25 protein-coding genes are annotated in these 23,727 nt (G+C 69.8%); 22 read left to right on the top strand and 3 right to left on the bottom strand.

Annotated elements, in window-relative coordinates; genetic code table 11:
• Positions 1 to 261 precede the first annotated feature (261 nt).
• Positions 262 to 1,674, top strand: coding sequence for an aminotransferase class V-fold PLP-dependent enzyme (locus ACLBXX_RS13595; RefSeq protein WP_447658432.1), 1,413 nt, complete (start codon positions 262 to 264; stop codon positions 1,672 to 1,674).
• Between the two features lie 64 nt (positions 1,675 to 1,738).
• Positions 1,739 to 3,940 carry a glycogen debranching protein GlgX gene (glgX, locus tag ACLBXX_RS13590; RefSeq protein ID WP_387136906.1) on the top strand — a complete coding sequence of 734 codons (2,202 nt, stop codon included), beginning with the start codon at positions 1,739 to 1,741 and terminating at the stop codon, positions 3,938 to 3,940.
• A 23-nt stretch (positions 3,941 to 3,963) separates the two neighbouring features.
• Here glgX and map read toward each other — a convergent pair whose 3' ends face one another.
• Positions 3,964 to 4,746: a type I methionyl aminopeptidase gene (gene map / locus ACLBXX_RS13585; RefSeq protein WP_447658431.1), complete on the bottom strand. Its 783-nt coding sequence runs from the start codon at positions 4,744 to 4,746 to the stop codon at positions 3,964 to 3,966.
• Between the two features lie 119 nt (positions 4,747 to 4,865).
• Between map and ACLBXX_RS13580 the strand changes: the two genes are divergently transcribed.
• From ACLBXX_RS13580 to ACLBXX_RS13540, 9 genes are all read left to right on the top strand, one after another.
• The gene (locus ACLBXX_RS13580) at positions 4,866 to 5,360 is read left to right on the top strand and encodes an MFS transporter permease (protein WP_447658430.1); all 495 of its coding nucleotides are present in this window, start codon (positions 4,866 to 4,868) and stop codon (positions 5,358 to 5,360) included.
• Between the two features lie 168 nt (positions 5,361 to 5,528).
• A complete protein-coding gene (rplS, locus tag ACLBXX_RS13575) occupies positions 5,529 to 5,879 on the top strand; it encodes a 50S ribosomal protein L19 (RefSeq protein WP_310291209.1) in 351 nt (116 codons plus the stop codon).
• Between the two features lie 132 nt (positions 5,880 to 6,011).
• Positions 6,012 to 6,788 carry a signal peptidase I gene (lepB, locus tag ACLBXX_RS13570; protein ID WP_447658429.1) on the top strand — a complete coding sequence of 259 codons (777 nt, stop codon included), beginning with the start codon at positions 6,012 to 6,014 and terminating at the stop codon, positions 6,786 to 6,788.
• Entirely contained in the window at positions 6,785 to 7,444 is a 660-nt protein-coding gene (locus ACLBXX_RS13565) for a ribonuclease HII (RefSeq protein WP_447658428.1), read from the top strand. Before lepB ends, ACLBXX_RS13565 begins: the two co-directional genes overlap by 4 nt.
• Positions 7,445 to 7,505: 61 nt before the next feature.
• Positions 7,506 to 7,829 (top strand): DUF2469 family protein, encoded by a 324-nt coding sequence (locus ACLBXX_RS13560; RefSeq protein ID WP_045297888.1) that lies wholly within the window; start codon positions 7,506 to 7,508, stop codon positions 7,827 to 7,829.
• A 112-nt stretch (positions 7,830 to 7,941) separates the two neighbouring features.
• Positions 7,942 to 8,310, top strand: coding sequence for a YraN family protein (locus ACLBXX_RS13555; protein WP_447658427.1), 369 nt, complete (start codon positions 7,942 to 7,944; stop codon positions 8,308 to 8,310).
• Entirely contained in the window at positions 8,307 to 9,830 is a 1,524-nt protein-coding gene (locus ACLBXX_RS13550) for a YifB family Mg chelatase-like AAA ATPase (RefSeq protein WP_447658426.1), read from the top strand. Before ACLBXX_RS13555 ends, ACLBXX_RS13550 begins: the two co-directional genes overlap by 4 nt.
• Entirely contained in the window at positions 9,827 to 11,014 is a 1,188-nt protein-coding gene (dprA, locus tag ACLBXX_RS13545; protein WP_447658425.1) for a DNA-processing protein DprA, read from the top strand. The genes ACLBXX_RS13550 and dprA overlap by 4 nt, the downstream gene beginning before the upstream one ends.
• 72 nt (positions 11,015 to 11,086) lie before the next feature.
• Positions 11,087 to 11,992 carry a tyrosine-type recombinase/integrase gene (locus ACLBXX_RS13540; protein WP_447658424.1) on the top strand — a complete coding sequence of 302 codons (906 nt, stop codon included), beginning with the start codon at positions 11,087 to 11,089 and terminating at the stop codon, positions 11,990 to 11,992.
• Between the two features lie 7 nt (positions 11,993 to 11,999).
• On the opposite strand, the gene ACLBXX_RS13535 is transcribed toward ACLBXX_RS13540, so the two are convergent.
• Complete coding sequence (locus ACLBXX_RS13535; protein ID WP_447658423.1) at positions 12,000 to 12,512, bottom strand: murein hydrolase activator EnvC family protein; 513 nt, start codon at positions 12,510 to 12,512, stop codon at positions 12,000 to 12,002.
• A gap of 404 nt (positions 12,513 to 12,916) precedes the next feature.
• On the opposite strand from ACLBXX_RS13535, the gene rpsB reads away from it, so the two are divergent.
• The 9 genes from rpsB to ACLBXX_RS13490 all read left to right on the top strand — a co-directional run bounded on the left by rpsB (position 12,917) and on the right by ACLBXX_RS13490 (position 19,609).
• Positions 12,917 to 13,825: a 30S ribosomal protein S2 gene (rpsB, locus tag ACLBXX_RS13530; RefSeq protein WP_447658422.1), complete on the top strand. Its 909-nt coding sequence runs from the start codon at positions 12,917 to 12,919 to the stop codon at positions 13,823 to 13,825.
• Positions 13,826 to 13,926: 101 nt separating this feature from the next.
• Complete coding sequence (gene tsf, locus ACLBXX_RS13525) at positions 13,927 to 14,754, top strand: translation elongation factor Ts (RefSeq protein WP_387136925.1); 828 nt, start codon at positions 13,927 to 13,929, stop codon at positions 14,752 to 14,754.
• 84 nt (positions 14,755 to 14,838) lie between these two features.
• Positions 14,839 to 15,558: a UMP kinase gene (pyrH, locus tag ACLBXX_RS13520; protein WP_045297882.1), complete on the top strand. Its 720-nt coding sequence runs from the start codon at positions 14,839 to 14,841 to the stop codon at positions 15,556 to 15,558.
• A gap of 52 nt (positions 15,559 to 15,610) precedes the next feature.
• Positions 15,611 to 16,165 carry a ribosome recycling factor gene (frr, locus tag ACLBXX_RS13515; RefSeq protein ID WP_045297881.1) on the top strand — a complete coding sequence of 185 codons (555 nt, stop codon included), beginning with the start codon at positions 15,611 to 15,613 and terminating at the stop codon, positions 16,163 to 16,165.
• Positions 16,166 to 16,174: 9 nt separating this feature from the next.
• Positions 16,175 to 17,218 (top strand): phosphatidate cytidylyltransferase, encoded by a 1,044-nt coding sequence (locus ACLBXX_RS13510; RefSeq protein ID WP_447658421.1) that lies wholly within the window; start codon positions 16,175 to 16,177, stop codon positions 17,216 to 17,218.
• Positions 17,215 to 17,778 carry a DivIVA domain-containing protein gene (locus ACLBXX_RS13505; RefSeq protein ID WP_387136930.1) on the top strand — a complete coding sequence of 188 codons (564 nt, stop codon included), beginning with the start codon at positions 17,215 to 17,217 and terminating at the stop codon, positions 17,776 to 17,778. Before ACLBXX_RS13510 ends, ACLBXX_RS13505 begins: the two co-directional genes overlap by 4 nt.
• Positions 17,779 to 17,916: 138 nt before the next feature.
• Complete coding sequence (locus tag ACLBXX_RS13500; protein WP_447658420.1) at positions 17,917 to 18,594, top strand: aggregation-promoting factor C-terminal-like domain-containing protein; 678 nt, start codon at positions 17,917 to 17,919, stop codon at positions 18,592 to 18,594.
• Positions 18,595 to 18,597: 3 nt separating this feature from the next.
• Complete coding sequence (locus ACLBXX_RS13495; protein WP_447658419.1) at positions 18,598 to 18,882, top strand: hypothetical protein; 285 nt, start codon at positions 18,598 to 18,600, stop codon at positions 18,880 to 18,882.
• 1 nt (position 18,883) lies between these two features.
• Positions 18,884 to 19,609: an alpha/beta hydrolase gene (locus tag ACLBXX_RS13490; RefSeq protein ID WP_375872003.1), complete on the top strand. Its 726-nt coding sequence runs from the start codon at positions 18,884 to 18,886 to the stop codon at positions 19,607 to 19,609.
• Between the two features lie 3 nt (positions 19,610 to 19,612).
• On the opposite strand, the gene ACLBXX_RS13485 is transcribed toward ACLBXX_RS13490, so the two are convergent.
• On the bottom strand, positions 19,613 to 20,680 hold the full coding sequence (locus ACLBXX_RS13485; RefSeq protein ID WP_387136937.1) for an AI-2E family transporter: 1,068 nt from the start codon (positions 20,678 to 20,680) through the stop codon (positions 19,613 to 19,615).
• Positions 20,681 to 20,856: 176 nt separating this feature from the next.
• Between ACLBXX_RS13485 and ACLBXX_RS13480 the strand changes: the two genes are divergently transcribed.
• Together ACLBXX_RS13480 and ACLBXX_RS13475 are read left to right on the top strand one after the other, a co-directional pair.
• Positions 20,857 to 22,740, top strand: coding sequence for a glycosyl transferase (locus ACLBXX_RS13480; protein ID WP_447658418.1), 1,884 nt, complete (start codon positions 20,857 to 20,859; stop codon positions 22,738 to 22,740).
• A complete protein-coding gene (locus ACLBXX_RS13475; RefSeq protein WP_447658417.1) occupies positions 22,740 to 23,681 on the top strand; it encodes a tetratricopeptide repeat protein in 942 nt (313 codons plus the stop codon). Before ACLBXX_RS13480 ends, ACLBXX_RS13475 begins: the two co-directional genes overlap by 1 nt.
• The last annotated feature ends 46 nt before the right edge of the window (positions 23,682 to 23,727 follow it).

The raw sequence follows: 23,727 nt of genomic DNA, 5'->3' as shown, positions 1-23,727 counted from the left end.
GTTTCCGGCTGTTGACACGGTCGCGGTGGGCCATGGCTCCTCCTCGGGGGCAGACGTCTCGGTGACGCTGACGCTACGAGCGCGGTGTTTCACCGCCGGACCGCGGGCGGTTACCCCGAGCGAACGTTTCGATCACACCGGCCGGCACGGGGAAGTGAGAAGAGCGGAGAGGATGCTGCGACCTGCAGCGCGCCCGCGGGCGCGCGGCCCTCCGGCCGGAGGCCCTTGCCGCGCGGGATGAAGAGGAGGATTCTCTGCTGCATGGGGAACCTCGCTTCGCGCGAGCTCCAGCTGATCCGCTCCCAGTTCGCGTTCCCGCTCCGCGACCGCACCGTGACGAACAATGCCGCGAGCACTCAGCCTCCGCTCGCGGTGTTCGAGCTGCTGCGCGACCTGTCGGAGACGTACGAGAACGTCCACCGCGGGCAGTCCGATGCGTCCATCCGGACCACCGAGATGTTCGAGGCGTCCTTCGACACCATCGCGGCGTGGATCAACGCGCCGTCGAGACGTACGCTGTCGATGCACCGCAGCACGACGGAGGCGATCAACGCCGCGATGTACTCGCTGATGGCCGACTTCCGCGACGGCGACAACGTCGTCACGACGCTCATGGAGCACAACTCGAACTACGTCCCCTGGCATGCGCTGTGCCGCGAGATCCTGCCGCGGTTCGGCCTGCGGGTGGAATGCCGGCTCGCGCGATTCGACCATGAGACGGGTGAGCTCGATCTGGAGCACCTCACCTCACTCGTGGACGCCCGCACGAAGCTGGTGTGCTGCACGGGCGGGTCGAACTTCCTCGGGACGAAGCCGCCGCTGGACAGCGTGCGCGCGATCGCGGACGCGGGCGGCTACGCGCAGCCGGACGGCCGCCGCGGTGCGCTCCTCCTCGTCGATGCCGCCCAGCGGTTCGCGAGCTCACGCGTGGAGGTGCAGGCGATGGATGCCGACTTCGTGGCGTTCTCGTTCCACAAGCTGCTGGCTCCCCTCGGCGTCGGGGTGCTCTACGCGAAGGAGACGCTTCGAGAGTCGCTTCCGCCCTTCCTGTACGGGGGCGACATGATCGCCGAGGGGCGGGTCTTCCCGGACCGCGTCGAGTACAACGAGCTGCCGTGGAAGTACTCAGCCGGCACCCCGAACATCCTCGGGGTGATCGCGTCGGCGCAGACGCTCCGTCTCATCGTCGACATGGTCGGCGCGGATGCCGAACGCGCCTGGTTCCGCACGGACGACCCGCTCAGCTCTGCCGCCGTCGACGCCGCCATGGGGATCGTCGCCGGGCACGCGGCATCCCTCACCCAACAGGCCTTGGAGGAGCTCGAGGCCATCGACGGACTGCATGTGTACGGCGTGCCACGGGGGAGGGAGCGGACCCCGCTCGTCGCGTTCAACATCGACGGGCACTCGCCGTTCGACATCGCCCGGGCGCTCAACGCGCAGGGGGTCGAGTCGCGCGCCGGGTGCCATTGCGCGACGCTCGCGCACCACGACCTGGGGATCGATCCGCCCGCCAGCTGCCGCGTGAGCTTCGCCCTCTACAACACCCCCGAAGACGTCGATCGTGTCGTCGAGGCCGTCCGTCAGGCCCTCGACACGCCGGAACGGTTCGTCGCCGCCCCGGCGCCCAGCGGCGCCCCACATCCGCTCGAGGGCGTCGCCGAGCGGATCTGAGCTCCGGGGATCGGCAATCCCGCTCCGATAGGGTGTAGCGACCCGACGGCGAGGGAGAAGATTCGTGCACACCTGGCCTGGATCGGCATATCCGCTCGGAGCGACATTCGACGGGAGCGGTACGAACTTCGCGCTGTTCAGCGAAGGTGCCGAGCGCGTCGAGCTCTGCCTGTTCGGCGAGCGCGGTGCCGAGACCCGCCTCGAACTCGTCGAGGTCGACGCGTTCGTGTGGCACACGTATGTGCCGAACATCCAGCCCGGCCAGCGCTACGGCTATCGCGTCCACGGCCCGTACGACCCCGCGAACGGCCTGCGCTTCAACCCCGCCAAGCTGCTCCTCGACCCGTACGCGAAGGCGGTCGAAGGCGCGGTCACGTGGGGGCAGTCGGTCTACGGGTACACGTTCGGGGATCCCGACTCGCGCAACGACGACGACTCCGCCGCCGACATGATCAAGGGCGTCGTCGTCAATCCCTTCTTCGACTGGGCGGGCGACCGCCGGCCCGGGACGCCGTACTCCGAGACGCTCATCTACGAGGCGCACGTCCGCGGACTGACCGAGCGCCATCCCGCGATCCCGGAGGACATGCGCGGCACATACAGCGCCGTCGCGCATCCGGCGATCATCGAGCACCTCACGAAACTCGGCGTGACGGCGATCGAGCTCATGCCGGTGCACCAGTTCGTCGACGACGCGGTGCTGCAGGAGAAGGGGCTCTCGAACTACTGGGGCTACAACTCGATCTCGTACTTCGCCCCGCACAACCGCTACGCGGCGACCGGCGACCGCGGTCAGCAGGTCCAGGAGTTCAAGGGAATGGTGCGGGCACTGCACGCCGCGGGCATCGAGGTGATCCTCGACGTCGTCTACAACCACACCGCCGAAGGCAACCACCTCGGGCCGACCCTTTCGATGCGAGGCATCGACAACGCCGCCTACTACAAGCTCGACGACGACAAGCGCTACTACACCGACTACACGGGTACCGGGAACAGCCTCAACGTGCGCAATCCGCACTCGCTGCAGCTCCTCATGGACTCGCTGCGGTACTGGGTGCTCGAGATGCACGTCGACGGGTTCCGCTTCGACCTCGCGTCCGCGCTGGCGCGCGAGTTCTACGACGTCGACCGCCTGTCGACCTTCTTCGAACTCGTCCAGCAGGACCCCGTGGTCTCACAGGTGAAGCTCATCGCCGAGCCGTGGGACGTCGGCCCCGGCGGCTACCAGGTGGGGAACTTCCCACCCCAGTGGACCGAGTGGAACGGCAAGTACCGCGACACCGTCCGCGACTTCTGGCGCGGTGAGCCGCAGGCGCTCGGCGAGTTCGCCTCACGGCTCACGGGGTCGAGCGACCTCTACGAGCACTCCGGGCGCCGGCCCGTGGCATCCGTCAACTTCGTCACTGCCCACGACGGGTTCACGCTGCGCGATCTCGTGTCGTACAACGAGAAGCACAACGACGCCAACGGAGAGGACGGCCGTGACGGGGCCGACGACAACCGCTCCGACAACTTCGGCGTCGAAGGCCCCACCGACGACCCCGCGGTGCTCACGATGCGCGCCCGCCAGCAGCGCAACTTCATCGCGACGCTCATGCTCAGCCAGGGGGTTCCCATGCTGCTGCACGGCGACGAGCTCGGCCGCACGCAGCAGGGCAACAACAACGGCTACGCGCAGGACAACGAGACCACGTGGATCGACTGGGATGCTGCGGACCGCCCGCTGCTCGAATTCACGGCGGCGATGAGCCGGCTGCGGCGCGACCACCCCACGTTCCGCCGTCGGCGCTTCTTCGAGGGCCGTCCCGTGCGCCGCGACGCCGGCGTTCCGATTCAGGACATCGCGTGGCTCCGCCCCGACGGGACGCTCATGCAGCCGGACGACTGGGAGTCCGGCTTCGGGCGGGCGGTCGGGGTCTTCCTGAACGGTCAGGGCATCCGCGAGAAGGACCGGCGCGGCGAGCCGATCCGCGACCGCCACTTCATCGTCCTCTTCAATGCCGGCGACGACATCATCGACTTCCGCATCCCGGTGGTCGAGTTCAGCCCCGACTGGGAGGTCGTCATCGACACGGCAGGGGAGCGCGCAGACTCGGCGCTCATCGAGCCGGGCGACACCCTGCGCCTCGCGGCGAAGTCGCTCATCGTGCTGAGCGAGCACCCGCGGGTCGAGCGCGAGGTCGATCACTCGGTGGCGGCATCGCTCGCCGCCCTCGCCGGCGCCGGGACGCCCGCGCACGCACCCCGTGCGGAGCTGCGCACCTGACCGGACCGGTCAGGTGCACCGGGTCAGGCGACGCCGAGCCAGGACCGGTCGGTGAGGACGATGGGGCCGTCCTCGGTGATCGCGACGGTGTGCTCGGCGTGGGCGCCACGGGAACCGTCGACCGATCGCAGAGTCCAGCCGTCAGGGTCGGTCACGAGCTCGTCGGTCGTCTGCAGGAACCACGGCTCGAGCGCGACCACGAGGCCCGCGCGGAGCGGGTAGCCGCGTCCGGCCTTGCCGTCGTTGGGCACGTGCGGGTCGCCGTGCATGATCCTGCCGACGCCGTGACCGCCGAAGTCGGTGTTGATCGAATAGCCGTCGGCGTGCGCGACCGCGGCGATCGACGCCGAGATGTCGCCGATGCGGTTGCCCACCGTCGCCGCGCCGATGGCGGCGGCCAGCGCACGCTCGGTCGTGTCGATGAGCGCGAGGTCTTCGTCCCGCGGGGTGCCCACGACGAACGAGACGGCGGAGTCTGCCACCCAGCCGTCCACCGAGACCGCGAAGTCGAGCGAGACGAGGTCGCCGTCGCGCAGCGCGTAGTCGAAGGGGAGCCCGTGCAGGACGGCGTCGTTCACCGAGGTGCAGATGACCTTCCCGAAGGGACGGGCGCCGAACGACGGGTGGTAGTCGATGTAGCACGACTCGGCGCCGGCTCGGCGGATGAGGTCGTGCGCGCGACGGTCGATCGCCAGGAGGTTCGTGCCCACCTTGGTCTCGTCGCGCAGCGTCGCGAGGGTCTCGGCGACGAATCGCCCTGCGGGCTTCATCGCCTCGATCTCGGCAGGCGTGCGCAACTCGATCATGTAGGGGATCCTCTCGTTCCCCTCCATTCTGTCTGACCCGTACGCACGGGGCTGGGAGGATGCTCCGCGGCACGCGGAAGCGGACCACCGGGGACGTGTGCGGGCGTAGCATCAGTGGCATGTGGCTGCGTCGCGCATTCTTCGGCTGGCTGATCCCGGCCGCCTTCCTGCTGCCGCTGTGGCTCCTGGTGGGGTGGGCCGTGTTCAACGCCGGCGGCTGGGCGTTCCTCTGGGTGCTGTTCCTCGCCATCCCTGGCGTCTTCCTGTGGCAGCTGCTCCTCACCGTGCTGGTGCGGGCGCGCGGAACCGTGCGGGCTCACCGCGCCGTCTCGTGGTGGGACGTGCTCGGGTTCACGGTGTGGCACCTGCTCGTCATCTCGCTCGGCTTCTTCGCCGAGGCATGGTGGGCGCCCGTCATGGTGGTGGCGATCCTCGCGGGCGTCGGTCTCTTCTGGCTCGAGCTGTGGCAGCTGTGGAGCGAGGCGCGGCCCTCGCGATTCGTCCTGCACACCTCGGAGGGGGTCGCCTACATCCCCGCGGAGACCGACGCGCCGGAGGCTGCTCCGCGCGAGGTCATCGTCATCTCGGAGAAGCAGACTCCACCCGCGAGCTGACGTGGTTTGGCCGGGTGCGGCATCCATGGCAGAATAGCTGTTTGTGCCCTGACCGGTTCTGCCTCAGGGGAACCAGCTGGACGGCGTCACGCCGAAGGCCTGCGGCACACTCAGTCCTTTACCATCCTTCCCGCGGTCGACCTGTGGCGGCCGCAGAGAGAGACGATCATGCAGATCCTCGACGCCGTCGACGCGGCTTCACTCCGCTCCGACATCCCCGCCTTCAACGCCGGCGACACCGTGAAGGTGCACGTCAACATCACCGAGGGCAACCGCTCGCGTATCCAGGTCTTCCAGGGCGTCGTCATCGGCCGCTCCGGCGACAGCGTTCGCGAGACCTTCACGGTCCGCAAGATCAGCTTCCAGGTCGGCGTCGAGCGCACCTTCCCGGTGCACTCCCCGGTCATCGACCACATCGAGGTCGTGACCCGCGGTGACGTGCGTCGCGCGAAGCTCTACTACCTGCGCAACCTCCGTGGCAAGAAGGCCAAGATCAAGGAGAAGCGCGAGAGCAACTGACGCTCTCCCTGCAGCGCTGTCACGAAGCCCCGGACCGACCAGGTCCGGGGCTTCGTCCGTACTCCGGAAGGGCCGGAGTGTGCGACCCTTGAAGGCGGGCCGCCGCGACCGCCGGCACCCGCGAAGGAACTCATGACGACCGAGAAGTCGGCTCCGGCCGAGCCGGCGCCCGGGCCCGAGCCCGCTGCGACCATTCAGCCGCGTCGTCGGGGCTGGCTGGTGTTCCTTCGCGATGTCGTCGTGATCATCCTCATCGCCGTCCTCGTCTCGCTCGTGGTGAAGACGTTCCTCGTGCGGTCCTTCTACATCCCGTCTGGGTCGATGGAGGACACCCTCCACGTCAAGGACCGCATCCTCGTCGACGAGATCACGCCGCGCTTCGGCGGTTACGAGCGCGGCGACATCGTCGTGTTCCAGGATCCCGGCGGATGGCTGCCGCCCAGTACGGCCCCCGCGCGTCCTCCGATCGTCGAGGGTGTCGAGTGGGTCCTGTCGCTCGTCGGCCTCGCGGCGCCCGACAGCGACGACCATCTCGTGAAGCGCATCATCGGGGTTCCCGGCGACCACGTCGTGTGCTGCAACGCCATCGGTCAGATCACGGTCAACGACGTGCCCATCGACGAGAGCGCGTACCTCAAGCTGCCCGCCGGGGAGACCGCCGCTTCGGGCGACCCCTTCGACGTGACGGTCCCCGAGGGCAGACTCTGGGTGCTCGGCGACAACCGCTACCGCTCGAAGGACTCGCGGTACAACACGGATCAGCCCGGAAAGGGCTTCGTGCCGATCGACAATCTCGTCGGCCGTGCGTTCCTCGTGACGTGGCCGTTCGACCGGTTCGGCCTGCTGGACTTCCACCACGACGTGTTCGCCGGCGTTCCCGACGCGGAGCCGGAGGGCGGCGGGAAGTGACCGTCGCCGAGCCCCGCCTGACGCTCGAGCGCCGGCTCCTGCGCGAGCACACGCTCGTCATCGCGTGTGACGAGGTGGGGCGAGGGGCGCTGGCAGGTCCGGTCGCGGTCGGCGCGGCGGTCGTGGACGCCCAGCGATCGCGCAAACGCATTCCGCAGGGGCTGCGTGACTCGAAGCTCGTTCCCGAGCCGAAGCGCGCCGACGTCGCGGCACGCGCGGCATCGTGGGTCGCCGCAAGCGCCGTCGGATGGGCAAGCTCCGAGGAGATCGACGAGATCGGCATCATGCGCGCCCTCGGCCTCGCCTCGATCCGCGCCATCGCGGATCTCCGCGCGCACGGCGTCGTGCCGGAAGACGCCATCGTCATCCTCGACGGCAACTACGACTACATCCGTCCCGCCGGCGAGTGGGGGCTCACCGTGCGCCCGGTGATCAAAGCCGACCGCGACTGCGCCTCGGCGGCCGCGGCATCCGTCATCGCCAAGGTCGCGCGGGACCACCTGATGACCGAGCTGCATGACGAGCTCCCCGCGTACAACTGGGCGCGCAACAAGGGCTACGCCAGCCCCGACCATCGTGAAGCCATCCGCACGTACGGCATCAGCCGCCATCACCGCGCCTCGTGGTCGATCGCCGAGGCGCCGACGCTCTTCTGAGCGTTCGCCACACGCGCATGCGGGTCGCCGTACCCGCTCGCGCCCATAGGATGGATTCACCATGGATGACGAGGTCTTCGAAGACTACGACCGCGAGCTCGAACTCGCTCTGTACCGCGAGTACCGCGATGTCGTCTCGCAGTTCCAGTACGTGATCGAGACGGAGCGGCGCTTCTACCTCGCGAACGAGGTCAACGTCGTGCGCCGCGACACCGAGCACGATTTCTACTTCGAGATCTCGATGTCCGACGTCTGGGTGTGGGACATCTACCGCGCCGACCGTTTCGTGAAGGCGGTGCGCGTGCTGACTTTCAAAGACGTCAACGTCGAAGAGCTCTCGCGCCGTGATTTCCACCTCCCCGAGGAGCTCTCGCTCGATACCTGAGCGGGCCTGACGCCTCCTCCCCAGCCCACCGATTCCGGGACTCACCGCGAGTTCTGAACGGATGCCGCGGCCGCGCGCCCGCGCGTGTACATTGGCGCGCGACGATGCCGGAATGGCAGACAAAGACGTCCTCGGTCGGGCGGGCGAGGACCGCGCCGCCCGGTACTTCGAAGCGCAGGGATTCACCGTCCTGGCGCGCAACTGGCGATGTCGCGACGGCGAGATCGACCTCGTGGTCGCCGATCGGTCGGCAGTGGTCGTCGTCGAGGTCAAGACGCGGCGTGATGAGGGGTTCGGGCACCCCTTCGAGGCGATCGACGCGCGAAAGCGCGGAAGGCTCTGGCGCCTCTCGATCGCGTGGGCGAGTGCGCACCGCGAGCTCGTGCAGGGACGACGACTGCGCATCGACGCCGTCGGCCTCATCGGCGCCGATCCTCGCACCGCGCGCTTGGAGCACCTCGTCGACGTGGAGGTGCCGTGAAGGTCGCACGAACATGGGCCGTCGCCCTCGTCGGGGCCGAGGGCGAATGCGTCGAGGTCGAGGCGGACCTCTCGAATCAGCAGCCGGACTTCCGCATCATCGGGCTTCCCGACAAAGCTCTCGGCGAGTCCGTCCAGCGCGTGCACAACGCCTGTGCGAACACCGGCACGCCGCTCACGCGACGACGCCTCACGGTCAATCTGTCGCCCGCGAGCCTGCCCAAGCAGGGCTCCGGATTCGACGTCGCCATCGCCGTCGCGTCTCTCGCCACCGAGACCTCCATGGATGCCGCCTCCGTCGCGTCGGCGGTCCACATCGGTGAGCTCGGGCTCGACGGGCGCCTCCGGCCGGTGCCGGGCGTCCTTCCGGCCGTGGTTGCCGCACGGCGGGCCGGCCATCGACGCGTCGTCGTTCCCCACGCGAACGGCCCCGAGGCGTCGTTGGTGGACGGCGTCGAGGTCCTCGCCGCCGTCAACCTCGCGCAGGTGATCGCCTGGCACGGCGGCGACGTCGAAGTCACCGACGACGAGCCGGTCGCTCTCCCGGACGACGAGGAGGCGGCCGAGCCCTCGCTGGATCTCGCGGAGGTGATCGGCCAGCGCGACGCCGTCGAGGCGCTCGTGGTCGCAGCGGCGGGCGGTCATCACCTGCTGATGTGCGGGCCGCCCGGGGCGGGCAAGACGATGCTCGCACGTAGGCTGCCCGGAATACTCCCCGAACTCGACGACCGTGCGGCGCTGGCGGCGGCATCGATCCGGAGCCTCGCCGGCTCCCGCGTGGTCGAGCTCTCGCGCACCCCGCCGTTCGTCGCCCCGCACCACAGCGCGAGCGTCGCCGCCCTGGTCGGCGGCGGTTCCCGAGTGGTGCGCCCGGGGGCGATCGCGCGCGCGAGCGAGGGTGTGCTGTTCCTGGACGAGGCCGGCGAGTTCGCAGCCAGTGCGCTGGATGCCCTGCGTCAGCCCCTCGAGTCCGGCGCCATCACGATCGACCGCGCGGGCGCGCACGCCGAGTATCCCGCGCGGTTCCAACTCGTGCTCGCCACGAACCCGTGCCCCTGCGGTGACTACGGCATCCGCGGCGGCACGTGCACGTGTCCACCGGCCGCGATCCGCCGCTATCTCGGCCGGCTGTCCGGACCGCTCCTGGACCGCATGGACATCGAGCTGACGCTGACGCGCGTCGCCGTGGCGCAACGCGGCACCGGGCCGACGGTCTCGACCGAGAGCGCGCGAGCGCAGGTCGCCGATGCGCGGGCACGCGCGCGCCACCGCCTCGCCGAGACGCCGTGGAAGGTGAACGCCGACGTGCCGGGAACGTGGCTTCGCGAGGGACCGGCCGCGCCGTCTCCGGTCGTCCGGCGCCCGCTCGACGCCGCACTCCACCGCGGATCGCTCACCCTGCGGGCGTACGACCGGGTTCTGCGCGTCGCCTGGTCGTTGGCCGACATCGAGGGCCGCGGCCAGCTCGGCGCGGAGCATGTCGGACGCGCCCTGTACCTGAAGAAGGGGATCGCGCTGTGATCGCGTTCGACCTGAGCGCAGACGCCGCCCGGCGGGCCTTGTCGCCCGCGGGCCTCGAGTACGACGCGGATGAGGGCCGGACCCGGTATGCGACGGCTGTCTGGTGCCAGCTCATCGAGCCGGGCGACTCCGTCGCCGGCCGCATCATCGGCGCGCGCGGCCCCGTCGCGGCGCTGGAAGCCGTGCTCGGGGGCGCAGCGCTTCCCGAACTCACGCCGGAGGAGCTCGCCGAAGGGCGCAGGCGCTGGCTTCCGCGACTGTCGGCGGGCGCGGTGGCCGAATCACTGGTCACAGCAGCGGCACGCGGCGTGACGCTGCTCACGCGCGGCGATCCGGACTGGCCGACCCAGCTCGACGACCTCGGCGCGCATGCGCCCTTGTGCCTGTGGGTGCGCGGCGATGCCTCGGCACTGCGCCGGCTCGCGGCATCCGTCGCGATCGTCGGCGCCAGGGCTGCCTCCCACTACGGCGACCACGTGGCGAGGGAGCTCGCCGCCGACCTGGCGGGCAGCGGCATCGCCGTGGTGTCGGGCGGCGCCTACGGCATCGACGGCGCAGCGCACCGTGCCGCCCTTCTCGCCGGCGGACTCACTGTCGCGCTGCTCGCGGGCGGTGCCGATCGCGCGTATCCTGCGGGCCACACGCAGCTGATCGACGACGTCGCCCGACGAGGTGTCGTGGCGAGCGAGGTGGCGTGCGGCTCGGCGCCGACGAAGTGGCGCTTCCTGCAGCGGAACCGGCTGATCGCCGCCCTCTCGGCCGCCACGGTGGTCGTGGAAGCCGGCTGGCGCAGCGGATCGCTCAATACCGCGGGCCATGCGGCGACGTTGTCGCGCCCGCTCGGCGCCGTCCCCGGCCAGATCACATCCGCGACGTCGGCAGGCACGCACCGGCTCATCCGGGAGTACGGCGCCCTGTGCATCACGAGTGCGGATGACGTCCGCGAGCTGCTCGGGATGGGAAGGGCGATGGATGCCGCACCCGCCGTCGGCGGGACGTACACCGGGGACGCGACCCGTGTGAAGGATGCCATGAGCACCCGCGTGTGGCGGGACGCCCGCGCGATCGCGCAACGCGCGGGGATGGCGGCCGACGTCGTGGAGGGGATCCTCGGGCTGCTGGCGCTCGACGGGGCGGTGGAGTCGGGGATCGAGGGATGGAGGCTGCGACGGGTAGGGGCGTGATCGACGGACGGCGGAGCGTCTTCGGGTGCGTCGCAACACCGCCGCGCGCACGCGCGGGCGCAAGCTGGACGCATGGACATCCACGGGGCAGCGGCGGCGTACCTGCGCCACCTCGCGGAGGTCCGCCGTCTGTCTCCGGCGACGGTGCGGGCCTATCGCTCCGATCTGGACGGACTCGCCACGACCTGCGGCGATATCGACCTGGTCGCCGTCGATCTCGAGAAGCTCCGCGACTGGCTCTGGCACGCCGTCCAGCGCGGCGACAGCCGCGCCACGATCGCGCGGCGCACGGCGGCCGCCCGGGGCCTCTTCGCCTGGGCGACCGAGACCGGCGCGATCCCGGCCGACCCGAGCCTTCGCCTGGTCGCACCGAAGCGCGGCAAGACGCTCCCCAAGGTCGCGACAGCGGACACCCTCGGCGGGGTGCTCGACCGGCTGGCATCCGCCGCCGCGGAGGGCGACCCGGTCGCGTTGCGCGATCACGCCATCCTCGAGGTGCTGTACGGAGCTGCCGTGCGTGTCTCCGAGCTGTGCGGGCTCGACGTCGACGACCTCGACCGCGACCGACGCACGGCTCGCGTCCTCGGAAAGGGATCGAAGGAGAGGGTGGTGCCGTTCGGCGTGCCGGCGCTCCGGGCGGTCGAGGCCTACCTCGTCCGCGGGCGACCGTCGCTCCTCGCCAGACGTGCGGACGACGTGCCCGTGCCGGCCCTGTTCCTCGGTGCCCGGGGCGGTCGGATCGGCGCCCGTGCGGTGTACGACCTCGTGTCGCGCGAACTCGGCCCCGAGCTCGGGGCGCGGGTGGGACCGCACGCGCTGCGTCACTCTGCCGCGACGCACCTCCTCGACGGCGGCGCAGACCTCCGCGCCGTCCAGGAGATGCTGGGCCATGCGAGCCTCGGGACCACGCAGATCTACACGCACGTCTCGAGCGAGCGACTGGCTGCGTCCTACCGCCTCGCGCACCCGCGGGCCTGAGGGGCGGCTAGCAGCAGGGGAGAAGCACGGCCCGCGGCACCCCGCCCAGCAGCACGAGCGGGTTGATGTACGCACCGTCCAGCCGGACACCGAAATGCACAGCGCCGGCCTCAGCGTGTCCTCCGGCCGAGATCATGCCCAGGGGAGTGGATCGTTCGACCGGCGTCCCGACGGCAAGCCCGGGGTCGACCGGCTCGATCGTCGACACCAGGCCGTCGCCATGGTCCACGGTGATCACTCCGCGCCCTGCGACCTGTCCGGAGAACGCCACCACGCCTGGCGCCGGGGCGCGCACCACGCCGTCTCCTGAGGGCAGCAGGTCGATTCCCCGGTGGCCCGGCCCATACTCGTGCGGCGGTGCGACGAACGGGCGCACGAGCCGGAACGGGTGAACTGGCCAGGTCCAGTCCCGTGCGAGCGACACCATCCCGCCGTCGGCGACCGGCGCGGGCTCGGGCTCACGGACCGCGGCGGCCTGTGCTGCAGCTGGTGCGGCCGCAAGAAGGACACTGAGGGCCATCGCCCCCACGGCACGACGGCGCGACCCGCAGCGGAATGGGCGTTGGCGGGTGGGAACCGATCGCGACATGATCCCACCGTGACCGTGCGGTGGACGCGGTGGATCTGTGGCACCGACACCCGTGGAGAAGGCGCGCGTTCGGCCGTCGGGGGAGGAGGAGCGGCCCGGCCGCTCCTGATACACTGACTGTGCACTCCGCATGTCGGGGTGACTCCGCGTGCCCATAGCGCCGCAAGCCCCGAGTCTGACGAAGGGTGCGGCGCGGCATCCATCCCCAACGGTCCTGGCGAACGCTTCCGAGCGAGCGCGAGGCGGGAATGAGCCGGGCACCAGGCCACGCCGGCCACGAGCCGGCGCGAGAACAACCGCAACAGGCGCGCACGCGCCGGAACAGGAGAACGGCCATGGCCGTCGTCACCATTCGCCAGCTGCTCGACAGCGGCGTCCACTTCGGACACCAGACCCGCCGGTGGAACCCGAAGGTCAAGCGCTTCATCCTCACGGAGCGCAGCGGCATCCACATCATCGACCTGCAGCAGTCGCTGACGTACATCGACAAGGCGTACGAGTTCGTCAAGGAGACGGTCGCCCACGGCGGCACCGTCCTCTTCGTCGGCACCAAGAAGCAGGCGCAGGAAGTCATCGCCGAGCAGGCGACGCGCGTGGGCCAGCCCTACGTCAACCAGCGCTGGCTCGGCGGTCTGCTCACCAACTTCTCGACCGTGTCGAAGCGTCTCGCGCGCATGAAGGAGCTCGAGGAGCTCGACTTCGAGGACCCGGCAGCGAGCGGCTTCACCAAGAAGGAGCTCCTCCTCAAGAAGCGCGAGCTCGACAAGCTCCACAAGTCGCTGGGCGGCATCCGCAACCTCCAGAAGACGCCCTCGGCCATCTGGGTCGTCGACGCCAAGCGCGAGCACCTCGCCATCGACGAGGCGTCGAAGCTCGGCATCCCGGTGATCGGCATCCTCGACACCAACGCCGACCCGGACGAGTTCCAGTACCCGATCCCCGGCAACGACGACGCGATCCGCTCGGTGGGCCTGCTCACCCGCATCATCGCCGACGCCGCCGCCGAGGGCCTGATCCAGCGCCACCAGCCCACCGACGAGACCGCTGACGCGGAGCCCCTCGCCGACTGGGAGCGCGAGCTGCTCGAGCAGCCCGCGCCCTCCGACGAGGCCGTGGTGACCGACGTCGCCGAGGTCGAGACCATCGCGACCGAGTCGGCCGCCGACGAGGCGGGCGCCGAGGCCGCTGAAGCTGTCGAAGCCGCCGAGGTCGCTGAGGCCGCTGAGGCGACCTCCGCCGAGTAAGGCTCACACACTCCGCCCCGGCGGGATCGCCCAGATCGAACGGTCCGGACGGTCCCGCCGAGGCATCCACGAGAACTCACCAATTCAAGGAGCCGCCACCCATGGCAAACTTCACGATCGCTGACATCAAGACGCTGCGCGAGCAGCTCGGCACGGGAATGGTCGACACCAAGAAGGCGCTCGAGGAGGCCGACGGCGACCTCGAGAAGGCCGTCGAGATCCTGCGCCTCAAGGGTGCGAAGGGCAACGCCAAGCGCGCCGACCGCTCCACGAGCGAGGGTCTGGTCGCGGCCAAGGAGGTCGACGGTCAGGTCACGATCATCGAGCTCAACACCGAGACCGACTTCGTCGCGAAGAACGAGCGCTTCATCGCCCTTGCGGAGAAGGTCCTCGACGCCGCCGCCGCCGCGCACGCCGACTCGGCCGAGGCCGCCCTCGCCGCGTCCGCCGGCACCCAGACGGTCGCCGAGCTCATCTCGGACGAGGCCGCGATCATCGGCGAGAAGGTCGAGCTGCGTCGCGTGAACACGCTCTCGGGCGACAAGTTCGAGATCTACCTCCACAAGACCAGCAAGGACCTGCCGCCGCAGGTCGGTGTCGTCCTCGCCTACTCGGGCGACGACGCCGAGACGGCGCGCAGCCTCGCACAGCACATCTCGTTCGCGAACCCGTCGTACCTGTCGCGCGACGAGGTCCCCGAGGCCGAGGTCGAGAAGGAGCGCGAGATCGTCACCGAGATCTCCCGCAACGAGGGAAAGCCCGAGGCCGCCCTTCCGAAGATCGTCGAGGGCCGCGTCAACGCGTTCTTCAAGCAGGTCTCGCTGCTCGACCAGGACTACGCGAAGGACAACAAGCAGTCGGTCGCGCAGGTCGCGAAGGACGCCGGTCTGACCCTGACGGGCTTCGCCCGCTACAAGGTCGGCGCCTGACCTCCTGAGAAGGCCCGCATCGGCAAGCCGATGCGGGCCTTTTCTCATGCCCTTCGGTAGTTTGTCGTAGACGAGAGGACCACAGTGATCAACGAGAACACCGGGCGCCGCCGCGTCCTTCTGAAGCTGTCCGGCGAAGCGTTCGGCGGAGGCCAGCTGGGTGTGAACCCCGACGTGGTCAGCCAGATCGCCCAGGAGATCGCGGCCGCTGTCGACCGCGTCGAGATCGCGATCGTCGTCGGCGGCGGCAACTTCTTCCGCGGGGCCGAACTCAGCCAGCGCGGCATGGACCGCGGCCGCGCCGATTACATGGGCATGCTGGGCACCGTCATGAACGCCCTCGCCCTGCAGGACTTCCTCGAGCAGGCGGGCGCCGCGACGCGCGTGCAGTCCGCGATCTCGATGACACAGGTCGCCGAGCCCTACATCCCGCGTCGCGCCGAGCGGCACATGGAGAAGGGCCGCGTGGTCATCTTCGGCGCCGGCGCCGGCCTGCCGTACTTCTCCACCGATACGGTCGCCGCCCAGCGCGCACTCGAGATCGACGCGCAGGAGGTGCTCGTCGCGAAGAACGGCGTCGACGGGGTGTACACCGCCGATCCGAAGAAGGATGCCTCGGCCACCCTGATCGATCGCATCACCTATCTCGACGCGTTGCAGCGGGGTCTCAAGGTCGTCGACTCGACCGCGTTCAGCCTCTGCATGGACAACCGCATGGACATGCGCGTGTTCGGCATGGAGCCCGCGGGCAACGTGACGAAGGCTCTGCTGGGCGACACCATCGGCACGCTGGTCACGGCGTGACGCGTCCCGCGTCGATAGACTTGACCAGCCCCATCTACGCGAAGGAGACACTGTGATCGCGGACGTCTTGGCCGATGCCGGAGTGCGCATGGACCGCGCCGTCGAGGCTGCGAAGGAGGACTTCGCCACGGTGCGCACCGGACGCGCGAACCCGCAGCTGTTCCAGAAGGTCCTGGTCGACTACTACGGCAGCCCGACGCCGCTCGCGCAGCTCGCGTCGATCAACAACCCCGAGGCGCGCACGCTCCTCATCACGCCGTACGACAAGTCGGCGCTGAAGGCGATCGAGCAGGCGATCCGCGACATCCCGAACCTCGGTGTGAACCCCACGAACGACGGCAACCTCGTGCGCGTCACGATGCCCGAGCTCACCGAGGAGCGCCGCAAGGAGTACGTGAAGCTCACGCGCACCAAGGGCGAGGACGCGAAGGTCCACGTGCGCGGCATCCGTCGCAAGGCGAAGGACGACATCGACGCGCTGAAGGGCGAGGTCGGCGAGGACGAGCTCGCTCGCGGCGAGAAGGAGCTCGACGCGCTCACGCGCGCGCACGTCGACGCCATCGACGAGGCGCTCAAGCGCAAAGAGGCCGAGCTCCTCGAGGTCTGAGGTCTGCCCATGACCGACGCATCCGACCCGCCGCGGAGCGACCAGCCGTCCTCACCGCAGACGCGGCGCGAGGCCGGCGAGGCACGCCGTGCCGCCGAGACCCCTGACACGGGCCCCGCACTGCAGTCTCATCTGCGCGCGGCGCGCAGCGAGTTGGAAGGCCACGTCGCGCAGGCGCGGGCCGATTTCGAGGAGGCTAACGAGCGCATCAAGGAGCGGACGGGGCGCGACCTGATCGTCGCGATCCTCATCGGCCTCGCGATCGGTCTCGTCCTGCTCGGGTCGCTGCTGTTCGTCAAGTGGGCGTTCGTGCCGTTCGCCCTGGCCGCGGCGCTGCTCGCGCTCTTCGAGTTCTCGCGGGCTCTCATCGCGAGCGGTCGCCGGGTCGATCTGATCCCGCAGCTCATCGCGGGTGCGGTGGTCGTGCTGTCGGCGTACTTCGTCGACTCGTGGCTGCACTGGGTGCTGCTGTTCGTCGCACTCGCCTTCGTCGTGGTGTGGCGACTGGTCGGTCAAATGGCGTCGCACGACGGCAGACCGTACGGTCTGGTGCTGGGCGACGTGCTCATCGCGACGTTCCTCCAGCTCTATGTCGCCTTCCTCGGAAGCCTCACGCTCGTGCTGCTGGCGAAGGAGGGCGGCGAGTTGTGGGTCCTGTCGTTCATCATCGTCGCCGTCGCCGTGGACACGGGCGCGTACGCCGCGGGCATCACAATGGGCAAGCACCCCATGGCTCCCCGCATCAGCCCGAAGAAGACGTGGGAGGGCTTCGCGGGTGCCGCTGCCGCCGCGATCCTCGCCGGCGTGCTCGTCGGGATCTTCATGCTGGGCCTCGAGTGGTGGATGGGCGCCGTGTTCGGCATCCTCATCCTCGCCACGGCCACGGTCGGCGACCTGGGAGAATCGATGATCAAGCGCGACCTCGGGATCAAGGACATGAGCTCCTGGCTCCCGGGTCACGGCGGCGTCCTGGATCGCCTCGACTCGATCCTCCTGTCGGTCGTCGCGGCGCTGACCCTCTACTACCTCTTCACTCCGCTGGTGGCATCATGACGGCATCCGAGACGACCGCCCGGGCGTCCTTCCCCGAAGCCCGCGGGCGCGAGAAGGGCTACGACAAGCAGCCCGTCGACGAGTTCCTCGCCCGCGCACGCGCGTCGTTCGAGCGCGGCAGCGACGCACTCACGTCCGCCGACATCCGTCAGGTCGCGTTCCCGCTGGTGCGCCACGGCTACGCCATCGCTTCGGTGGACGCCGCACTCGGCCGCATCGAGGATGCCTTCGCCGCCCGCGAGCGCTCGTCGGCGGTCGCTGCCACCGGTGCCAGGGAGTGGGTCGGCCACACCCGCGAGCTCGCCCAGGAGGTGCTGGACCGCCTCAGCCGGCCGGCCAAGCGCCGCTTCGACCGCGTGTCGCCGCTGCGCTACGGCTACCGCATCGCGGAGGTCGACCTCGTCACCGACAAGCTCGCGCGGTTCCTCGAGACGGGCGACTCCGTCACCGTCGAGCAGGTTCGCTCGGTCGCGTTCCGCATGCAGCGCGGGGGGTACCGCGAGACGCAGGTCGACGCCGTGCTCGATGCCGTCGTCGAGGTGATGCTCGCCGTCAAGTGAGACGCGCGGGTCCGCGGATGGCACCTCGTCGTGCCGGTATGCGAGAATCGGGACACTGTGACTTCTGGAAACGAGCTGTACCCGACCAGACGCGCCCGACGTCACGAGGTGGCGGCCCGGTCTGCGAGGCCGGTCGCGGTGGCAACATCCAGTCCCTCGGCGCCCTCCTCACCTCCCCGCAAGCCTGCTCCGCGCTGGTCTCGTCGTCGTGGTGTCGTCGGCGCGTTCGCCGCCTTCGCCGTGCTCGGCTTCGTGGTCGCGTACATCGGTCCGACCGGGCTCGCGCTGGCTCAGGCGAGCGCGGACGACGAGTCGCAGGTCTCGCTCTACGCCAGCGGACTCGATGACGTCCAGTCCCGTGCCGGCGACGAGTCGGCGGCCGATCCGGAGCCCGCGGCTCTCGACCGCGGCAACTACACGGTCTACGTGAAGCCGAAGCCGACGCCGACCGTCCAGGCATCGACCTCCACGTCGTCTTCCGGCGGATGGCGTCCTCCGTTCGTCACGCCGGACCCGGGCAGCGCGCAGGCCATCGCCTACGACATGGTGCTGGCTCGGGGCTGGGGAGACGACCAGTTCGCCTGCCTCGTCGCGCTCTGGAAGAAAGAGTCCGGCTGGCGCGTCAACGCGTACAACGCGGGCAGCGGCGCCTACGGCATCCCGCAGGCGCTCCCGGGCAGCAAGATGGCCAGCGCCGGCGCCGACTGGGAGACGAATCCCGCGACGCAGATCGCCTGGGGCCTCGGTTACATCGGCGGCCGTTACAGCACGCCGTGCGGCGCGTGGGACCACTCGCAGCGCACAGGCTGGTACTGAGTCGTGCCGCGCTCCAACCGCCGTCGACACGATTCGAGCGGCGACGACTCGTTCGAGCGCCTGCTCGCGGGCTGGAAGCGCACCGAGATGCGGCGCGGTGTCGAGTGGACGGTGCAGCCGGTCTCGGCCGCACAGGCGCAGAAACCGTACACGTGCCCCTGGTGCGGTCGGCAGATCGACGTCGGCGTCGCGCACCTGGTGGCGTGGCGCGCCGACGGCGTGCTGGGCGACGCTGCGGACCTGGCCGCACGGCGGCACTGGCATCAGCACTGCTGGAAGGTGGCCTGACATGGAGATCCGCGGACCGATGCTGCTGCCCGCGCGCCGCGAGGACATCGAGCTCGAGACGCTCGATGGGCTGACCCTCGTCGGCGAACTCGCCCTGCCCGAGACCCGCGAGCCCGTCGCGACGCTCGTGACGCTGCATCCGCTTCCGACGGCCGGCGGCTTCATGGACTCCCACATCCTGCGCAAAGCGGCCGGGCGCCTTCCCGCCCTCGCCGACCTCGCCGTGCTGCGGTTCAACACCCGCGGCACGACGTCGCCGCGCGGCACCAGCGACGGTTCGTTCGACGGCGGTCGTGCCGAGGCCTTCGACGTCGCTGCGGCCATGGACTTCGTGCGCGAGCGCGGCCTCCCGCGGCCGTGGTTCGTGGGCTGGTCGTTCGGCACCGAGCTCGCACTCAAGTACGGTCGCGACCACGGCGTCGAGGGCGCCGTGCTGCTCTCGCCGCCGCTGCACCGCGCGACCGACGAAGAGGTCGCGGCGTGGGCGGGGGACGAGCGTCGTCTGATCGTGCTCGTCCCCGAGTTCGACGACTACCTTCGACCGGATGCCGCGGCCCAGCGCTTCGCGAGCGTGCCGGAGGCCGTCCTGATCCCGGTCGAGGGCGGCAAGCACCTGTGGGTGGGGGAGAACCAGACCCGCCGCGTGCTGACCGAGATCGTCGCTGCGGTCAACCCCGACGCCTTGCCGCTGCCGCTCGAATGGCACGGCCCGGCCGCCGAGGGCTGAGCGTCAGCGCTCGTTCTGACGCGGGATCACGACCTGTCGGTAGATGATCAGGATGCTGGCGGCCACGGGGATCGCGACCAGGGCGCCGAGCAGGCCCAGCAGTGATCCGCCGGCGAGGGCGGCGATCACGACGACCGCACCGGGCACCGCGACCGCGCGTCCCATGATGCGCGGCGAGATCACGTACGCCTCGATCTGCATGTAGATCAGGTAGTAGATCGCGGCGATCAAGGCGGTCGTGGGGGAGCCCACGACCAGGCACGTGAACACGATGATGATCGAGCCCGTGAGCGTGCCCACGAGCGGGATCAGCGAGAAGAAGAAGGCGATCACCGCGAGCACGGCGGGGAACGGCGCCTTGATGATCGTGAGAAAGATCGCGCTGAGCACACCGTTGATGAGGCCGAGCGTGACCTGGCCGATGACGTAGTAGCCGACCGAGTCGGTGATCTGCTCGCCGAGGTCCATGAACCGCGCACGCTTGGACGCCGGGACCAGCTGGTAGACGGCGCGCTTCAGGTTCGGCGTCGACGCCGTGAAGTAGATCGTGAGGATCAGCACGATGAACGCACCGGCGAACCCGGCGATGAGGGCGCCGATGATCGCGATGATGCTGCCGCCGACCTCGGAGCCGATCGCGCCCACGTCGAGCGAGGCGTACCAGTCCTCGATGTAGCCCCACACCTCGTCGACGTTGAGGGCGGGGAAGACGGCGTGCAGCCAGTCCTGGATCGCACTCACCGGATCATCGAACTCGCCCTTCTCGGCGAGGTCCTGGATCGTCGTGACGAGCTGACCGATCTGCTGAACGATGATCGGCACGACCATGAGGATGATCCCCGCGAAGACGGCGAGCACCCCCAGGATCGTGATGAGGACGGCCGCCCAGCGCGGCAGCTTGCGGCGCTCGAGCCAGGCCACGATCGGATCCAGGCCCAGCGACAGGAAGAGCGCCGTGCCGACGTACAGCAGGATCGTCTGGAGGTTCTGGATGCTTCCGATGAGCAGCAGCCCGAGCCCGACACCCAGCGTCGCGAGCAGCGCTGTGCGGAACGGGTTGTGCAGCTTCATCGAGTTCCCCCTCAGGTCGACACGGTGTCGATTCGTCTGTCCGCCCAGGATACGCATCAGGGACGTTCAGCCCCGGGAATGCCGCCTCCCACGCGCCTCTCAGGTCGTATTCGCTAGTCTGAACTGTCGAATCGAAGGGCTGCGCTGTGTCCGCGCGCCCCGGAAAGGTGTTCTTCGTGCGTTTCGTGTGGGCCGTGGCGGCTTTCGTGCTCGCCACCGTGATGATCGGTGCGGGCATCGCCCAGCGGACGATCTTCCAGGGACCCAAGACCGAGACCACGGCGATCTCGGTCGAAGAGCAGACTCCGTATCTCCTCATCGACGGCGCCGTGCTCAACCAGATGCCCGGCACGCAGACCCTGCGCGCCCAGGCCGAGGGCGACATCTTCGCCTCTTACGGCCGCACCGCCGACATGGAGGCCTGGCTCTCCGACTCGACCTACACCCACGTCACGCTGGACGACCAGGGCGCCCTCGATACCCAGGTGGTCGAACCCGCAGTCGACGCGACCGTCGATCCCGCCGCTGAGGCTCCGGCCGAAGATGCGGCAGCCGGTGACGCGGCCGCCGACGACGCGGCCGCGACCGATGACGCGACAAGCGGGGACGCCGCCGCAGAGACGACCGGTCGCACGCCTGTCGGATCGGACCTGTGGCTCGACGAGTACCAGCAGACCGACCTTCTCATCGCTCCGCTGCAGCTGCCGGAGGACATGAGCGTGCTCGTCGCCGCGGACGGCACCGCCCCCGCGCCGAGCAAGGTGACGGTCTCCTGGCCGCTGCAGACGTCGACGCCGTGGGCGGGGCCGCTCATCGTCGTCGGCGGCATCCTGATGGCCGTCGGCGTGTTCCTGTACATCCTCGGCATCCGCCACGCGCGCCGTAAGCGCGGGCCGCGACGCAAGGGGCTGCCGCTGCCTGTCACCGAACCCATCGACATCGCGATCGACCACGACGACAAGGGCGTGATCAGCAGCGCGAAGCCGACGCGCCGCGCCGTCTCGAGCGCCGGCCGTCGCGCGTTCGCGGTGCTCCCCGTGGTGGCCGTCTCGGCGCTGCTGTTCTCGGGCTGCTCGGCCGATGCCTGGCCGCAGCTCGGCTCGTCGCCGACGCCGTCGCCCACCGCGACCGTGATCGCCCCCGACGGCCAGCAGGCGCCGGCCGTCACGAAGGCCCAGGCCGAGCGCATCCTCACCCGCATCGCCGCCACGGTTGCAGACGCGGACGCGGCGATGGACGGCGACCTCGCCGACACGCGCCTCGAGGGCGCGGCACTCGCGGCACGCGACACGAACTACAAGCTGCGGGCCGCCCTCGGCGACTACCCGGCGCCGGCGCCGATCCTGGCGAAGCCGCTCGAGATCATCCTGCCGCAGGCGTACGACGGCTGGCCGCGCTCGGTCATCGCCGTCGCGGACGACGACGAATCCAAGACGTCGAGCATCATGGTGCTCACGCAGCAGGATCAGTGGGCGGACTACAAGCTGTCGTATGTCGGAAGCTTGGAGGCCTCGACGACCCTTCCCGACCTCGCGCCCGCGTACATCGGCGCACCGCAGGTCGAGCCGGACTCCCCGTTCCTCCTGCTGCCGCCGAACGAGATCGCCGCCGCGTACTCGGACATCATCACCAATGGTGAGTCCAGCCAGTACTACGACCTCTTCGAGGCCGACGGCGACCAGCTCCGCGCCAGCATCGCGGCCGACCGCCAGCGGCGGCTCGAAGAGTTCAACAAGACCGCATCGTCGACCGGAAACCTCGAGTTCAGCTCAGCAGCCGGGGTGCAGGAGCCGTTCGCACTGCAGACGGTCGAGAGCGGTGCGATCGTCGCCGTGAACATCAACGAGATCGACACGGTTAAGCCGACCAACGCGGACGCCGTGATCAAGGTCAACGACAACCGGACGGTCAAGACGCTCGCCGGCGTCGACCAGTCGCAGACCGGATTCGCCACGACCTTCAGCGACCAGGTGTTCTTCTATGTGCCCGGTCCCGGTTCGAACGAGAAGATCCGGCTCCTCGGTTACTCGTCCGACATCCTCGATGCGAAGATTCTGTAGTGACCGATCCCACTCTGGGCGCCTCGCTGCGCGGTGCCGTCGACCTGTCCTCCCTCCGCAACCGTCCGGCGCCCGCCGCGCCGGGTGAGGAAGCTCCGGCCGGCGCCGGCGTCGCGGTTCCGTCCCTCGTGCTGGACGTCACCGACGAGACGTTCCCGCAGGTGCTCGAGCTGTCGCGCACCGTCCCCGTGGTCGTCGATCTCTGGGCCGAGTGGTGCGGCCCCTGCAAGCAGCTGAGCCCGATCCTCGAGAAGGTCGTCGTCGAGCTCGGCGGCCGCGTCGTGCTGGCGAAGGTCGACGTCGACGCCAACCCCCAGCTATCGCAGGCGTTCCGCGCCCAGTCGATTCCGATGGTCGTCGCCCTGGTCGCCGGTCAGCCGGTGCCGATGTTCACGGGCGCCGTGCCTGAGCAGCAGGTGCGCGAGGTGTTCGCGCAGCTCCTTCAGCTCGCCGCGCAGAACGGCGTGACCGGCTCCGCGTCCGTCGGCGGAGAGGCACCTGAGGAAGCCCCCGCCGAGGAGCCGCCGCTTCCTCCGCTGCACGCCGAGGCGTTCGCGGCCATCGAGGAGGGCGACTACGCGCGCGCCGTCGCCGCGTACGAGAAGGCCCTTGTCGAGAACCCCCGCGACGCGGAGGCACGAGCCGGCCTCGGGCAGGTGCGCCTGCTCGACCGTGTGCAGGGTGTCGACCTGCAGGCCGCCCGCGCGGCCGCAGCATCCGCCCCTCGGGACGTGGCCGCGCAGTTCACGGTCGCTGATCTCGACCTCGCCGGCGGGCACGTCGAAGACGCCTACGGGCGCCTGCTCGATCTGTTCGCCCAGCTTCCGGCTGATGAGCGCACCCCGGTGCGCGAACGGCTGCTCGAGCTGTTCGCGCTCGTCGGGGACGCCGACCCGCGCGTCATCGCCGCCCGGGGTCGCCTGGCGTCGCTGCTGTTCTGAGCGATCCGCTCACCTGACGACGGAGTATCCACTTCGCGGATGAGGG

The sequence above is a fragment of the Microbacterium sp. C23T genome (assembly GCF_053345975.1).
This window is presented reverse-complemented; position numbering and strand designations above follow the sequence as displayed.